We start from the raw sequence: 13,416 nt of genomic DNA, 5'->3' as shown, positions 1-13,416 counted from the left end.
TACAAGGCTCCCCTAAGATTGGATGGCAACTCCAATCCCCACAAATATATTTAGTTAGTCGGAACCGTGCGACATCAGACATTAAACGAGGCACCACTCTCTTGCCTGATGCCCACGGTTCCGTGGGTTGGCTCAGTTAAAATGGTATGTCATCTTCTGGAACCCTAGACAGTTTGTATTGAGAAAGTAGGTCTTGAAAATTTTTCATCACATACCTGAAACCACGCTGAGATATCTTTGGAAGACCATCCCGCATGATAACAGCGACAATCGGATTGCCGTCAAGGTCAGTGGCAGACTTCAACCATTCCTTGAAAGCGTCCTTGTCTTCCACTTTATGGTGGGCACAATGCCCGAAGAAGTTTTTCCTCTCGCCATCGTCCCACTCTTTATCGTCTTGCGCGTTGGCAGGTTGTTGCTGTGTCTGTGGGGTATCCCTCTTCGCCTGTGTTTTGGGTTGCTCCTTCTGCCCCTTGAAAACGTCTATGCCCACTTCCAAGTATGACGCGCACTTACTCTGGCAGTCCGTGACAGAAGATTTATACCCGTCTGCCAATTCTGTACCGGTTCCAGTTTTCTTATGCCCACCATACTGCATAGGGGTGGAAAAATTGTATGGCTCCCCGATTATAATACACCCACGTGTGACAACGTAACCCGGTTCATCAAACCAGACATCATGCTCCAACGTCCAACCACCGATACCGAAAACATCGTTCAACCTCTCGACAATATAGATAGCCTTTATAGTGCTTAGATACTTCTTAGATTGATGCTGTGAAATAGACTCAGGTGGCATTGGTTCTCTAAGTTTTTCCCTGACATCTTTTGGGAGTGTTTTTATTTTCCCCTCCATATCAATTTCCTCCCTTGCCCCCCAACATCTGCATCTGGTTGGCGTTTATTTCAGTGGTGTACCGCTTGTTGCCGTCAGAATCTTCCCACTGTCTCGTCTGGATTTTACCCTCAATGTAGACCAGACTGCCCTTCTTGAGATATTCACCGCAGACTTCGCCCAATCTGCGCCACGCCACAATCCGGTGCCATTCGGTCTTCTCTTTCTTCTCACCAGATTCCTTATCTTTCCACTCTTCCGATGTGGCGATGTTAAAATTCGTGACCGCAGTTCCGTCCTGCATATATCTGACCTCTGGATCACCCCCCAATCTGCCAATCAACACGGCCTTATTTATCCCTGGCATCTCACCCTCCTCAAAAAAGTTTACAGTGTTCACACGTTTCCATCAAGTCCAGCGGAATAATATGGAAACATGGAGATTCTTCGTGGGTGCAAAAATATTCTGTGTGGATCACACCCCTCCTGACCTCGACTTCCTGACTACCCTTGTGGACACACCGCTTACAAATGCAGAGATTATTACCCACTCCCGGTGGCGTGTTGTACGCCCTATTGCTACCCTGTAGTCTTTCCATTATAATCCTCCCAATCCAGACACACCCCCGGCGAAGGCGGCATGTGTCTTACGTCTAGGTCAGTCGTCAAGACCGAACACACGACCAATACCCCTGCGCAGGCCGCTAGGTGTGAGAGTATCAGGATCACCGCCAAGACGAGCCTTCTCAGCATTAATTGCATCAGTGACTTCATTGATAACCTCCCTCTTCCTCTCGGTTTCCAGCAGGTCGGCTTGACGTGCCTCAGTTAATCGTCCGATAGTTTCGTCTTTCTCATTAATTGTGGCATTCTTCTCGTCCCTGTCAATCTGCCACAACTGACCCATCATTTTTATGGGGCCAGCTTTCTCACCGGGATTATCCCCGCAGAAATCGTCTACATATGTCTGAATATCTTCGTCTAGTTTCATGGTTGAATCTCCTTTACACTTAATCTAAGACCTCAAAGCCGGTTGTCAAGGCTTTTTCTTCGGTTTTTTCTCCCTGGTATCCTCACCCGAACATTTTTGCCAGATTACCGTGGATAAGAGCAAGGTACGCACCACAAGCATCGGCAATGTGTTCAAAAACACCCTTAGTTATCTTGTCACCAAGAACAATATAGCTCGTTCTGTTCCCTTTCACCATTTTTTCCCAATCATACTTAGTTGCAATAGCATCCATAATTTCTTCTTTCGTGGCCTTCCTTGACCCTGTAACCGCTAACTTAACATCGCTAGGGCTTGTCCACTCAACCGGTAAACCCATAATACTTGCGGCAGAGGCAACAGAAGCAGTAGCCATGCCCATCTGTACCATCGCCTTCGCACTTTGCGCCCCACCTGACGGCAATTCACCAACAATGCCACCACTTCCATAATGCCCGACTATTTGTTGCAAGCCTTGTGCAATCATGGCACTTCTGTACGCATAATCATCGCTCACACGGGTCTGTTTTTTCTTTGATTTTTCAGTGATAATGCAACCACACGCGACAGGTTGTCTGTGTTTGTAAACCGCCCAACCACACTTACTGAAACCAACATCTAATGATAAAAGCATTTTACCCTCCTGTGTTATACCTTGTCGCCATCTTCACACTCCATATTTCTTGCAAAGTTCAGTCATTCTCTTCCGTGGGATGCCAAGTCTATCTGCTGATACCGTTTTGGCTCCTCCGGTTTCATCCAGCATACCCAGAACCCTGGTCCGTGTGAGTTCTGCGATTTCCTCTTTAAGCGGCATGTTAACCCTCTCTGCCGTCATTAACTCATCAATCCCACTCATCGCCTTCACTATCCCACCAATCACAGCCACCTGTACATCCATGTTCTGGAATATGAAAACGTTCCCTTTCCGATTCGAGCCATTCAAAAAAGTCACACTCTGCTCCACCTTCTCGATCATCGTCTGCCTCTCCGGTGGACTGCAAGCGTCTAACGCTGTTACCAAATGCGTCCTGATTTCGGTCAATTCCATATGAAAAACCCTCCGTTAGTGGCCTACAGTCGAGACAGTTATACCACGGGTCAAACCACACTCCACCCTTTTTCTGCCGATATATTTCCCTGCCGCACTGGTGACACATTCTCCCCGTATATTCCACCCGCCTTCTGTTGTATGTAGCTGCCGTGCCGTTCTCTTTCCTTTTTTTATACTCACGACTGGCTTTCCTCAATAGTTCCAGTTGATGCTTCCTCTGTGCCTCCTGACACTCAGGTTTCGCACAGTACGGATATTTGGTGGAGTGAAGTTTGGGTTTCAGCGTATATTTGAAACCACAGTTGAGACACTTCACCACCCTGGGTGGTTTAGGTTTTCTTGGCATTTAATCCTCATGTAAAGTTAGCCGCGCAGATTTACATTACGACTTTCGCTTATAAACTCGCCCCTCGATTACAACCGAATCACCAATGATTGGAATCGGCCTGACATCCACAATGCCGTCTGAGTGTTCATAGAGGATGCAGAAACCGTGTGAATGTCCTCTGGGCCTCAATTTCTTCTCAAATGGCATCACCAACCGACAACAACACGGTATCGAGTATGCCGCCTGTTTCATGCCGGTTTTCCAGTGAGTGTAAACCTGATACCTGTGTGCGTGCCACACAATAACCCGCCCGAAGTCCTCCGAAGCTGTACAGGCGACATGCTTGTTCCAGTTAAAGCCATGTGTCACACTCACCCTCCCAATTTTTGGGATGCACTCTATACTGTATGGATACGTGTTGACATTTTTCAGGTTGACATGCTCACCGATTTTGAACAGTTCTCGATAATCAGATGGGATGTCATCACGTTCTAACCGTTCCTCATGGTTCCCAAAGTAGAAATCAGTGACACCCAAGCTCTCAAACAGTTCATCAATAAACGCATATTCCTCTCGGGCTGTAAATTCGTGCCTGTCATTATACTTCGAAGCCCAATCAAAATTACCAATATCACCCATCGCCCATACCCTGTCCGGTTGCCAATCCTGACTGAAGGCGTGAATGATATTCAACACATCTTTTGCCGAATACTCTCCGTGGACATCTCCGAATAGTAAGTGCTTTTTCATACTGCCTCCAGTCTAGGGTAATCTTTAGGATTATCTGACCGTAGTTCATAGTTGTTATATTCTAATAATTCCAGGGCCAGGTCAACTAGCGCGGAACAACCAAATTCGTCACATGGAGATTCATCACAGATTTGGCATCCCAAGATTTCGCTATCTCTCCACGACATCGTGGGGAGAACTTTTAGGCAATTAGAACACCTAAAAAACGGGCAATTGTTTACACTGTTCAACCAACCCTCTAAATGCACAAGTTCATATTCTGGCAATCCCACCAGTATATATTCCATATTTCACCCTCCACTATTTAAAGATAAGACTTACTTAAAGTTTGTCAACCCCTTAACACCATTTTTCTCACCTTCCAAGTAATTAAAATAGTCTTGCACCGTTTCAAACTCACCCACCGACTCTAAATCGAGATTGGCTTTTTCCAGCCCGGCAAAGTATGTGACGTGATGAATCTGCATGGCTACTTGTGCCATTTGATGTATATTCAGCGGTTTCATTTTACCCCCCTGTATTTCCAGCTATATTTGCGGTTTCTAAGACGCTTACGTTCAGTTTCAACCTCTCTGCCGAGCAATATCCCGATACAGTGTGTAGTGAGTTCCTGCCCCAATATTTCAAATTTGTGTCTATTGTCAAACACTTTTTGGAGTGCTACCCGGTGTTGGTCAACCACTTTCACCCACATCTTATTCACCCCCTTCTGAAAGCCATTCTTTTTTCAGCTTTCCCATTTTATCTCCCCCTTAACCCTCTGACAACACTGTGAGCAGAGGATTTGTTTAATATAGGTTGTCGATTTCCGGCCTGATCTGGCAGTCTTAGGATGCCGATACTCAACTTTGGCACCGTCAAGACATATCATTTCAGGTCGTGCGCATTTTGCACAACGTGGTTGTATGTCTACCATTCTTTAGCCTCTCTTTTAGTCAAGAAAAAGTGGATACCAACGGCACACTCGACACGAATGTCAGGATCGAAAGCACGTTCACCGGCATCGTTTTCACTGTGATATGTTTCACCCTTAAAATATGTGTTTTGTTTTGTATGTGTAGGGCTTGAACCACCGCAACCGCCACCGGATACAATCTTTATCTTACTTGCACGACATTTCCTGCCCACCAAAGATGAAATGCGCTCAGCATCGGCAGGAATATATATTTTGCAGATGCCTTTCGTGGTTTTTTTCCATGCGTAGAAACCACCCACTTCTGGAACGATTGAAAAATGGGGCAATCTCGCTCCGTAAAGGTTCGCTCCGTTAAGGCTCGCTCCGTTAAGGTTCGCTCCGTAAAGGTTCGCTCCGTAAAGGTTCGCTCCGTCAAGGCTCGCTCTGTTAAGGCTCGCTCTGTTAAGGCTCGCTCCGTAAAGGCTCGCTCCGTCAAGGTTCGCTCTGTTAAGGCTCGCTCCGTAAAGGTTCGCTCCGTAAAGCGTATCGGCATCGACCACCTTCAACACATTACCACTAAAATCTTTTATCTCAATCATTTTAAACACCTCCAATTAAATTAGATTATATCCAAACCCCTACCCATTTAAAAATGGGAACCAAAACAGCACACCAGAACAGTGTTACCGCTATCAGGAATAGAGACAACTCGATAAATTGTTGAAACATTTTATTCGTCCTCCCTCAACCATTTATTGTAATCTCCTATTATGCGCGACTGGTTTAAAGAGTGCCACACACAATCAGCGCACTCTGACGAGCAGGTTTTTTCGCAATACTCCCGTTCGCCCGCTTTCAATTCCCTGCCACAATTAGAGCATTTTATTATTGTCATCATTTTATTTGTCCTCCCATTCTATTACAGTAATAACAGAATATTCATTAAAGTCAGGATAATACTGCTTTAGTTCTTCAATATATCCATCTTCAGTCCGATGCCCACCCTTCCAAACGTCATCAATAAATATATTATCCATAGTCGTATGTTTCACTGATATAATGTTTTTCAGCACACACCACCCCAATTCAGGGCATCCAATCAAAACAGGCCCGCAAACACATGCCCGTTCGCCCTCCCTGATTGTGACGGTTTTTGAACCGTTCAAAACCATATCCCTATTCTTTTCACCTGCCATCAAAATTCCTTGTAACATTTTATTTGTCCTCCAGTCCAGTTATTTAATATCATAGTCGAAAGGGAAGTCTGAGAGTTTTTCCAGAAGTGCGATTCTGGTATCACCTTCAACCAGTTTCCGCCAACCAAAACAGAAGCGCCCCGTGTGATCGTAGTAGATACAGTTATCTGTGTTTACGCCCCTGTCCATCAACCATTTGAAGCCGTCATATTCTCTGTTAGCGTTCTGGATTGTTTTGTCCCGATGCTTTTTAATGTCTGAATATTTCTTTTTAATTCTTGCTTTGCCCCTGGCAGTCAAACCCTCTGTTTGTGCTTTAACATATTGAGGAACAAGCCACCCCCTCTCAGCTTGTGTCAATTTGGCCCGGTTATCCCATGTTTCACAGATTGGCATAAGACGCAATAAGTGCAACTCTTTTTCTTCCAGGTATTCACTGTCAAGGCACGCACCACAGAATACATACCCCTGCTGGGCTTGATATTGCTTGCCACAATAACCACATTTCAAGGTGTTTTTCCTGATAGCTACCATTTTAGGTGTTAGCCCTAACCATTGGCCCTGCTTTATGTTCCTGTTTGGCAGGATACCTTCAGCCCAATCAAACACACGTAAACCTGACTCACTTGTTGATGTCGGTGCTGTGTTCCATTGGTTATCAAATAGGTGTTTAGGTTCGAGCGTCACTGTTTGACCGTCAAGCGGCTTTATTTTATCTCGGTAATATGTATAATGGTCTGCTGAAATTGAGTCAAACAGCTTTGAACCTCTTCTCAATAGTGCATCACACAAAGCAGAATACTCTTTCCTGTCGGCCTCTTTGTCTAAGTTGTAATAATAATAGTGGATCGTTGTTTCCATGCTTTAACCCTCCATTAAATAAGGTTATAAGTTAGCACCCGTGCAACCTTCCACGCTCTTTTAGGACACAAACCAAGATCACACAAGCGGCAATAGACGTGAATTCCGTTTGTTAAATGTTGGCGGATTTGTGGCAGGTATCTCAACCAAACCACAAATCGCGCTTTATATGTGGCGTTGTGTTTCATTAGTCTATAAACTCAAATTCCCCGACAGTGTTTCCGTTAGTGTCTCTAATCCGGCCAACAACCTCACCCTGAAGGACTCTTTCACCAACCAACCTTAACAGTTTAGCGGTTTCCTCTTCTGGGCTTATTTTAAACGCATCATTATCAATATTAAATTCGACTAAAAAGTTCATTGTTTACCCTCCAATCTAAAGATTAATAGTTAATAACCTTGCCATCTCAACACACTCGAAAGTGTGTTGAAATTGAGAGGTTATTACACTAATTGTCCAGTTTCCACGTCATAAACAGGATATGGTGCTTTCTCGTTATCAAACCAATCATGCCCAAAACAGTAGCATTTGTTATTGTCATTCGGCATATCAAGCGGGTTACTCAAGTGACATGCTCCCGGAGCGCAAGGCGAGCAGAATTGGGCGTAAGTGTAATATGGAGCCTTTTCAATAAATATATCCCCATATTCATTTGAGAAGCATTTATAACCGTCTTTAATATAGCTAAACGCTATCGGCTCTGCAAAGTCAAATTCAGAAACCAAATCTGCTTCACAATTAGGGCATTCATCCATGTCGATGGACAAATCGTCACCGCAAGATGAACATTCGATAACCCCATACTCAGCCTCACTTTCTTCGCACCATACTTCCATGACTTCGTTCTGATGTATCACTCCAAACCTGATTCCAGCTTCGGCATCCCTATTCACTGTCATATCATACTTTCCAGCATAGTTAATGCCTACGTTTTGGTTTGCCATTATTCATTCTCCCTTTAATAAATGATTAATATTCAATAACCTTGCCATCTCAACACACTGCCTCAGAGCGTGTTGAAATTGAGAGGTTATCTTACAAGCCGGAACGCTCCATTATACATATCAAGCGAAAAAATATGATTAGTCAGATAGTCGTTGTTTAAATCATCTATTTCAGTCTGCCTATCAGCTCCAATAAAGTCAAAGTATCCCGGCTCAACATTCTCAAGTTCTTCCTTAACGTCATCAAAAGATATATACTCAACACCGATGTCCGGCTTAACCGCCTTGTCATAGTCTACAACACTGCCAATATTTTCAAGCGCATGGCAATTATAGCAGATAATACATTTGTCGGTTTTTGGGTTACGGATAATTTTATACTCATATAAAGATATAGTTGTTGTCATGTCTATCCGGTCTGAAAATTTATCTGTTTTCATTGTTCACTCTCCTTTATTATAATTGATAGTTGATAATATTACTAGCAAGATACGTGCCAATAGTGCAGGTGAATACAAGGTGTTGATATTGTTTAGTATTATTTTGGGTATAACTAAAGTTATGGGGGTTGCCTGGTGAGAATTACGTATCCTTTTGTGTACTAACCATGCTAACTATCAAGTATCATTAGCAATGCAGACCGGTGAAAATCACTAGTGAGAATCACCTGGGTTGAAGTGATACTTTAAGTGTTGTAGTGAAAATAAATGTAATTTTTATTGTCCCTGATATCATAGGTTTATGGCTAAAACGCAAGAAGCGTGCCAACTATTTTACTTTAGGTACTTGACAAACGACTAAACAATGATTATCTTTAAGTAGCTTGAAAGAATAGCTACTGAAAGCTAATTCTTTAGCAAGCTCGACTTCTATTCTTGTCAAGCCTACACCTTTAAAACAGTCTGCCAGTATATCATTATAACAAGGTAACAATGAAGGCAATCATTTCAAGGCCCGGTTTTGAGGTATTGACGTTTAGTTGTGTTCCGGGCTGAAGTGCATTTTTATTAGCAAGTATATCAGGCTTTTATGCAAATAGTTTGCAGCTACCCCTTGACAAACTGTTTTTAGTGATTATATTAGTGTATAGCTATAACATAGGTTATAAGTGTTAGGTTACATAAGTGTAACAATGGGGCGCAAGTGTTCAGTTAGTTTACACATTAGGTATAACTAAAGTTATAGGGGTTGGACTGGATCATATGTTTCACCGGCTCGTTGATACCAAACAAAAAAGGTGGTTATCATGCTCTCAGCTATTATAATAGGAACATTCATAGGCTGGACCGTAGGCATGCTGATATCCTTCTGCTTATCAGGTGATACAATGCTTTACTCTCCTTTACTTGACTTGATTATCGGATGTATTATTATGATACTACTGGTTATATGGCTCTTATAGCCTACGACCTATTACTGGGCCTTGCTCACTATGTACCATGCATACCAGTGGCTTATTATCATATCTATAATATAGAGGCTATATTATGGTTCCTGTTGCAATACGAATAATCGGGGTTATATGGGGAGCTATATTACTCACACTAGCGTGTTGTCTGGTTAGTGTGATAGTGTGTGCTGTGATCCAGTGTTGATAGCAGTACCTATACAGCCTATCACTGAGCCTTACTCATTATGTACCATGCGTACTAGTGGCTTATTGTCATATGTGTAAAACAGTGGCCCATACTCTGAAGTATGTGAGCTGTATGTTCATGTGAGCTGGATGGCAGTATATAGAGAGGGATCTGGATACCATTATAATAATATAGAGGCGATATCCGGTAGGCGATGGGGCGGCTTGGGGGGATGGGGGGGATGGATATGTGTATATGTCTGCCTAAGAAACTGAAAAATTCAAAAGGGTTATGCCTACTTCCTACACACTAATAAAGGTTGACTACACGCCTAAATGTAATCACTACGACTTGAGAGTGTATTATGACTGTCTATGGGAAGATGATTATGGCAACCTGCACAACTTGGAGGACGGGGTTAGTATAGGTCATGGACCCAAGCCAGAAAAGCCAGAAAGAAAACCATGTGGATGTGTTGGGGGTTGCAGGATAGATACCCCAATGGGATATAATGAACCATTTTGGGAAAGAATACCGGATGACACTTACTGCGAGATTATAGGATTAGAAAGGTCTAGGAACTATGTGCCAACCACCGGTAAAAATCAAGACTGACAGTGGTATTGGGGCGGACGAGTTGTACTGTGAATGGTACAGGTGCCCTATTTGTGGTTGGGCTATTGGTGATGGCTTTAAATACTGCCCGAACTGTGGCGTTGGGATTGAGTGGATCGAAGTCTCCTACGAATTAGACGATGAAGACCGGGCACAGTTGGCCATGGTCAGGGAGCGTTTAGCCAAAATTTAAAAGGAGTCTCTTTAATGCCCAAAGCAACCCTAGAATTCAACCTACCTGAAGAGCAGTCTGAATGGCGAGTGACTGATAGGGCTATGGACTGGGCGCTTGCTATGTGGGATCTGGATCAGTGGGCTAGAAGCATGATAAAACACTTTGATATAGACAAATACAGGCTCAGTCTAGTAAGGGAAAAGATGTGTGAACTACTCGAAGAACGTGGCATATCGCTTGACGACATCTCGTGATTGGGGCGTGAAGTGTGATTTTCTGCACATAACTCGTACGTAAAAGTGGGGGGAGCCATGAAAAAATTAGGGATTAGTATTTTACTGTTACTTTTCTGTGTGGGTTGTAACTGTGCTGAAGCCAAGCGTACACCGGAGAATCCACCCGTCGTAATTTCCGAAAATAATGGCAGAACCAATATGTGGGAAAATACGCTCTACGCGACTGAATATGATGGATATACGGTATTTTGGACGCGCCGAGGCGGGGTCGCCGTGGTGAAGAGGGGGGAGGTAGAGTGATGAAAAACAATAAGTGGTGGTATTTAAAAACAAAAGATTTAATTTTTATAGTCGCCCTAACAGGAATCATGGGTTATGTTTGTGGATTTGTTTGTGCAAAAAATGCCTACCCCGCCGAAACGGAAGTAACCGCCCAATACGGCTATAAATTCGCTGGAATGAACTCACACAAGACGTTCCTGCACAAGATGAGTGATACTGAGCTTTCAGGGTGGTGTTGGCAGATTGGAGTGACTGAATGGTTCAGGAATTTCGGTGTGTACGGTAAGTACGGTGAAGATAGGGGTATTTCGAAGTATCCGATGGAGGGTTACAAGTACTCCGCCTCGACTTACTGGTGGGGTTTAGGGCTGAAATACCGCTTTAGAGGGGATAACGGACTTAGAAAGGTACTCTACCCCTACGTTGGGGCGGGTTTGTGTGATGCCACCCTTAAAAATCGCGTTCCAGGGGGTTCTGAGAAGCTGTCTGCGTACGGCCCAGAGGCGATTGTGGGTTATCAGTGGGATTTCGGGTTGAATTCAGGGGTGGATTCTGACCATTTCGGACTTAATTTAGAGATGAACTACTCAAGTTACCCTATGGAGTCTGAGATATTTCGGAAAACGAAGTGGAAACCGGGTGGATTGAGGGTATTCACGGGTGTTTCAGGGAGGTTTTGATGAGTAACCCTTGGTATATGCCAGAAGAGTCAAAGATTTTGCAGCAACTTGGACTTATCCTTCATCAGAGGGGTATAAACTGCACAGATACTCCTATAATGAGAGATGGTGTTGAGGTTCACTGTGAATCCATCATCACGGTTGAGACAAAGCCGAGTGAGGAAGGATACTTAGGTGAAGATCCCTCCTCCTGCCTGGAGTGAGGTATCTAATATAATTAGGGAATAACACTTCTCTAATGATTGCGACCAGTTGGGTCGTAGGGGAATTATACGCTGAAAATTTGGGGGGAGAAGATGGACGGAACGCGATGTATGGGATGTCGCCACCTATACTTTCGGTCAGAACAGGGGAAATATGGTGTTGTCGTGAAAATCCGAATTTGTCTGTTTTTGACTTCAAGTTCGTCTGGTTATGAGATTTTGGACAATTTAGTAATTGGTTGTAATAGACGAGAAGAATGACCGCTGAAATAATAGACATGACAGAATTTCTATCCGAGTGTGGAGAATGTGGTTGCACCGAGTGGAGAGCCTACACTAATGGGAGGTGTGAAATTATATATTTGGAATGTGCAGACCCTGATTGCGGAGCTATATGGGAGCAGAAGTGAAGGAAGCAAAACCGATACCAAAGTACGCCAAAACACAACGTGCATTCGCCGAAGCGATTGGAAAAAGCCCCCAGACGATTATGAAGTGGAAGAAGCAGGGCTACCTCGTCAAGTGTCGGCACGGCTATAATATTGATGCATCACTCAAGAAGAGGGCGGAATCTGGTCTAGGTAAGAACGGAGTGACCCGGGAACACGTCGCTGAGAAGGCGCTGACCCTGAACTATTATCAGGGTGTGGTTGACGAGTACAAATCCAAGAAAGCAGACCTCCTGGCCTACACTCAGGCGAGAGCCATGACCGCGCAGCAGCGGATACTCGATCACCACGTGTATGGTGAGGAAGTCCAGAAGGATGGTGAGGTTGTAAGCAAGATAGCGCTCATGGACAACAATCAGGCGAAAGCGTGGTTTCAGGCTATAAGTGTGGATTACGGCATTAAATTTGATAAGGAACGCTTGGAGAGGGGCGAATCTACCGAAAACGTTGCAGTAATAGTTACCGCCATCCGTGACCTGAAGAAGAAGAAGGCTGGCAAACTGAAGGGAATGGCACATTGATGGATGTTTTCAAATTTATGACCAAGAATGGGAACCGTATTTGGTACACCGACGCTACAGATGTGCCCGAAGATCCTCGACCAAAACACGCCCCTCCCGTAAAAACCTCGAAGGGTGTGATTGATAATAGGGTAGCTAAATTTACCGACCCCAAGTGGGAAGCATATTGTAAGGAACAGGCGAAAAAACGTGGTCTTTGGACGTCCGGTGACGGGTGGTAATTGGACCAGCGAGAAGTTGACGAAAGATTAGAGAGTGATTACCCCCTGTTTTTCCTTGAAATGAACGAGGCTCAAAGCCGATTCGTCAGGGCTAAAAACGGGAAGGGGATCACACCGCGCAGAAGGTTAAGCGAACTTGGCAATAAGTCCGGCAAAACCCACATCGGACTCGCTGAGGACATCGCCCACGCCCTTGGTGCGCGTATATGGCTTGACGAAGACGACCCTGACTATAAGATAGACATTCAGGTGCCCAATCGCGGTCTGATAGGTTGTGAAACCCTGTCCCACTCCGTGCCAGAGAAGATTTGGCCGGTCCTGAAGTCCCTAATCCCGAAAACCTGCGTCTACAAGGCTAAGAAGAACCCACAGGGTGTGGTTCAGCACATCACCTTCTTCACTGACCACAACGGTCGGAAGTGTGGTTCAGAGTTCTTCATCAGGTCTTACGACCAGCAACCGGATGATTTTGAGGGGATTGACGTTCATTGGGCGCATTGGGACGAACCGCCACCAAAGGCGATACTCCAGGCGGCGGAACGTGGTAAGGTGGTCACGAACGCCCCGTCGTGGTTTACGATGACGCCACTTAAAGAGGCGTACAT

General features: G+C 44.5%; 20 protein-coding genes. 7 read left to right on the top strand and 13 right to left on the bottom strand.

Annotated features, from left to right (window positions below; all coding sequences use genetic code 11):
- Positions 1 to 136: 136 nt before the first annotated feature.
- Positions 137 to 856: a Rad52/Rad22 family DNA repair protein gene (locus GY843_RS11220; protein WP_297309592.1), complete on the bottom strand. Its 720-nt coding sequence runs from the start codon at positions 854 to 856 to the stop codon at positions 137 to 139.
- A 1-nt stretch (position 857) separates the two neighbouring features.
- A complete protein-coding gene (locus GY843_RS11215; protein ID WP_297309590.1) occupies positions 858 to 1,235 on the bottom strand; it encodes a single-stranded DNA-binding protein in 378 nt (125 codons plus the stop codon).
- 28 nt (positions 1,236 to 1,263) lie between these two features.
- Between GY843_RS11215 and GY843_RS11210 the strand changes: the two genes are divergently transcribed.
- Positions 1,264 to 1,425 carry a hypothetical protein gene (locus tag GY843_RS11210; RefSeq protein WP_297309588.1) on the top strand — a complete coding sequence of 54 codons (162 nt, stop codon included), beginning with the start codon at positions 1,264 to 1,266 and terminating at the stop codon, positions 1,423 to 1,425.
- Between the two features lie 68 nt (positions 1,426 to 1,493).
- Here GY843_RS11210 and GY843_RS11205 read toward each other — a convergent pair whose 3' ends face one another.
- The 11 genes from GY843_RS11205 to GY843_RS11155 form a co-directional block, all read right to left on the bottom strand.
- Positions 1,494 to 1,826 (bottom strand): hypothetical protein, encoded by a 333-nt coding sequence (locus GY843_RS11205; RefSeq protein WP_297309586.1) that lies wholly within the window; start codon positions 1,824 to 1,826, stop codon positions 1,494 to 1,496.
- Between the two features lie 82 nt (positions 1,827 to 1,908).
- Positions 1,909 to 2,457 (bottom strand): crossover junction endodeoxyribonuclease RuvC, encoded by a 549-nt coding sequence (locus GY843_RS11200; RefSeq protein WP_297309584.1) that lies wholly within the window; start codon positions 2,455 to 2,457, stop codon positions 1,909 to 1,911.
- A 33-nt stretch (positions 2,458 to 2,490) separates the two neighbouring features.
- Complete coding sequence (locus GY843_RS11195) at positions 2,491 to 2,874, bottom strand: hypothetical protein (RefSeq protein WP_297309567.1); 384 nt, start codon at positions 2,872 to 2,874, stop codon at positions 2,491 to 2,493.
- 385 nt (positions 2,875 to 3,259) lie between these two features.
- The gene (locus tag GY843_RS11190) at positions 3,260 to 3,955 is read right to left on the bottom strand and encodes a metallophosphoesterase (protein ID WP_297309565.1); all 696 of its coding nucleotides are present in this window, start codon (positions 3,953 to 3,955) and stop codon (positions 3,260 to 3,262) included.
- Between the two features lie 317 nt (positions 3,956 to 4,272).
- A complete protein-coding gene (locus GY843_RS11185) occupies positions 4,273 to 4,461 on the bottom strand; it encodes a hypothetical protein (protein WP_297309563.1) in 189 nt (62 codons plus the stop codon).
- Between the two features lie 403 nt (positions 4,462 to 4,864).
- A complete protein-coding gene (locus GY843_RS11180) occupies positions 4,865 to 5,449 on the bottom strand; it encodes a pentapeptide repeat-containing protein (protein ID WP_297309561.1) in 585 nt (194 codons plus the stop codon).
- A 300-nt stretch (positions 5,450 to 5,749) separates the two neighbouring features.
- Positions 5,750 to 6,046, bottom strand: coding sequence for a hypothetical protein (locus GY843_RS11175; protein WP_297309560.1), 297 nt, complete (start codon positions 6,044 to 6,046; stop codon positions 5,750 to 5,752).
- 39 nt (positions 6,047 to 6,085) lie between these two features.
- Entirely contained in the window at positions 6,086 to 6,907 is an 822-nt protein-coding gene (locus tag GY843_RS11170; protein ID WP_297309558.1) for a hypothetical protein, read from the bottom strand.
- 187 nt (positions 6,908 to 7,094) lie between these two features.
- The gene (locus GY843_RS11165; protein ID WP_297309556.1) at positions 7,095 to 7,268 is read right to left on the bottom strand and encodes a hypothetical protein; all 174 of its coding nucleotides are present in this window, start codon (positions 7,266 to 7,268) and stop codon (positions 7,095 to 7,097) included.
- An 83-nt stretch (positions 7,269 to 7,351) separates the two neighbouring features.
- Positions 7,352 to 7,852, bottom strand: a complete 501-nt coding sequence (locus tag GY843_RS11160) for a hypothetical protein (protein WP_297309554.1) — start codon at positions 7,850 to 7,852, stop codon at positions 7,352 to 7,354.
- Positions 7,853 to 7,938: 86 nt separating this feature from the next.
- Positions 7,939 to 8,292: a hypothetical protein gene (locus GY843_RS11155; RefSeq protein ID WP_297309552.1), complete on the bottom strand. Its 354-nt coding sequence runs from the start codon at positions 8,290 to 8,292 to the stop codon at positions 7,939 to 7,941.
- Positions 8,293 to 10,012: 1,720 nt separating this feature from the next.
- Here GY843_RS11155 and GY843_RS11150 point away from each other — a divergent pair.
- The 6 genes from GY843_RS11150 to GY843_RS11125 form a co-directional block, all read left to right on the top strand.
- Positions 10,013 to 10,237 carry a TFIIB-type zinc finger domain-containing protein gene (locus tag GY843_RS11150; RefSeq protein ID WP_297309550.1) on the top strand — a complete coding sequence of 75 codons (225 nt, stop codon included), beginning with the start codon at positions 10,013 to 10,015 and terminating at the stop codon, positions 10,235 to 10,237.
- A gap of 14 nt (positions 10,238 to 10,251) precedes the next feature.
- On the top strand, positions 10,252 to 10,473 hold the full coding sequence (locus GY843_RS11145) for a hypothetical protein (protein ID WP_297309548.1): 222 nt from the start codon (positions 10,252 to 10,254) through the stop codon (positions 10,471 to 10,473).
- 281 nt (positions 10,474 to 10,754) lie between these two features.
- A complete protein-coding gene (locus GY843_RS11140; protein WP_297309546.1) occupies positions 10,755 to 11,417 on the top strand; it encodes a hypothetical protein in 663 nt (220 codons plus the stop codon).
- A complete protein-coding gene (locus GY843_RS11135; protein WP_297309544.1) occupies positions 11,417 to 11,620 on the top strand; it encodes a hypothetical protein in 204 nt (67 codons plus the stop codon). Before GY843_RS11140 ends, GY843_RS11135 begins: the two co-directional genes overlap by 1 nt.
- A gap of 394 nt (positions 11,621 to 12,014) precedes the next feature.
- Positions 12,015 to 12,590 (top strand): hypothetical protein, encoded by a 576-nt coding sequence (locus tag GY843_RS11130; protein WP_297309542.1) that lies wholly within the window; start codon positions 12,015 to 12,017, stop codon positions 12,588 to 12,590.
- A gap of 221 nt (positions 12,591 to 12,811) precedes the next feature.
- Positions 12,812 to 13,416 (top strand): hypothetical protein (locus GY843_RS11125; protein ID WP_297309540.1); only part of this gene is annotated, 605 nt, incomplete at its 3' end.

The organism is Neptuniibacter sp., from assembly GCF_024231755.1.
Lineage (GTDB): Bacteria > Pseudomonadota > Gammaproteobacteria > Pseudomonadales > Balneatricaceae > Neptuniibacter.
Note: the sequence above shows the minus strand (reverse complement) of the source record. Positions and strands in the feature narration are given on the sequence as shown.

Bases quoted from the DNA above. Each gene is read 5' to 3' on its own strand.
- GY843_RS11160 (WP_297309554.1), bottom strand. From the start codon at position 7,852: ATGGCAAACCAAAACGTAGGCATTAACTATGCTGGAAAGTATGATATG.
- GY843_RS11220 (WP_297309592.1), bottom strand. From the start codon at position 856: ATGGAGGGGAAAATAAAAACACTCCCAAAAGATGTCAGGGAAAAACTT.
- GY843_RS11195 (WP_297309567.1), bottom strand. From the start codon at position 2,874: ATGGAATTGACCGAAATCAGGACGCATTTGGTAACAGCGTTAGACGCT.
- GY843_RS11155 (WP_297309552.1), bottom strand. From the start codon at position 8,292: ATGAAAACAGATAAATTTTCAGACCGGATAGACATGACAACAACTATA.
- GY843_RS11180 (WP_297309561.1), bottom strand. From the start codon at position 5,449: ATGATTGAGATAAAAGATTTTAGTGGTAATGTGTTGAAGGTGGTCGAT.
- GY843_RS11200 (WP_297309584.1), bottom strand. From the start codon at position 2,457: ATGCTTTTATCATTAGATGTTGGTTTCAGTAAGTGTGGTTGGGCGGTT.
- GY843_RS11130 (WP_297309542.1), top strand. From the start codon at position 12,015: ATGGGAGCAGAAGTGAAGGAAGCAAAACCGATACCAAAGTACGCCAAA.
- GY843_RS11135 (WP_297309544.1), top strand. From the start codon at position 11,417: ATGAGTAACCCTTGGTATATGCCAGAAGAGTCAAAGATTTTGCAGCAA.
- GY843_RS11185 (WP_297309563.1), bottom strand. From the start codon at position 4,461: ATGAAACCGCTGAATATACATCAAATGGCACAAGTAGCCATGCAGATT.
- GY843_RS11190 (WP_297309565.1), bottom strand. From the start codon at position 3,955: ATGAAAAAGCACTTACTATTCGGAGATGTCCACGGAGAGTATTCGGCA.
- GY843_RS11140 (WP_297309546.1), top strand. From the start codon at position 10,755: ATGAAAAACAATAAGTGGTGGTATTTAAAAACAAAAGATTTAATTTTT.
- GY843_RS11210 (WP_297309588.1), top strand. From the start codon at position 1,264: ATGGAAACATGGAGATTCTTCGTGGGTGCAAAAATATTCTGTGTGGAT.
- GY843_RS11145 (WP_297309548.1), top strand. From the start codon at position 10,252: ATGCCCAAAGCAACCCTAGAATTCAACCTACCTGAAGAGCAGTCTGAA.
- GY843_RS11205 (WP_297309586.1), bottom strand. From the start codon at position 1,826: ATGAAACTAGACGAAGATATTCAGACATATGTAGACGATTTCTGCGGG.
- GY843_RS11165 (WP_297309556.1), bottom strand. From the start codon at position 7,268: ATGAACTTTTTAGTCGAATTTAATATTGATAATGATGCGTTTAAAATA.
- GY843_RS11175 (WP_297309560.1), bottom strand. From the start codon at position 6,046: ATGGCAGGTGAAAAGAATAGGGATATGGTTTTGAACGGTTCAAAAACC.
- GY843_RS11170 (WP_297309558.1), bottom strand. From the start codon at position 6,907: ATGGAAACAACGATCCACTATTATTATTACAACTTAGACAAAGAGGCC.
- GY843_RS11150 (WP_297309550.1), top strand. From the start codon at position 10,013: ATGTGCCAACCACCGGTAAAAATCAAGACTGACAGTGGTATTGGGGCG.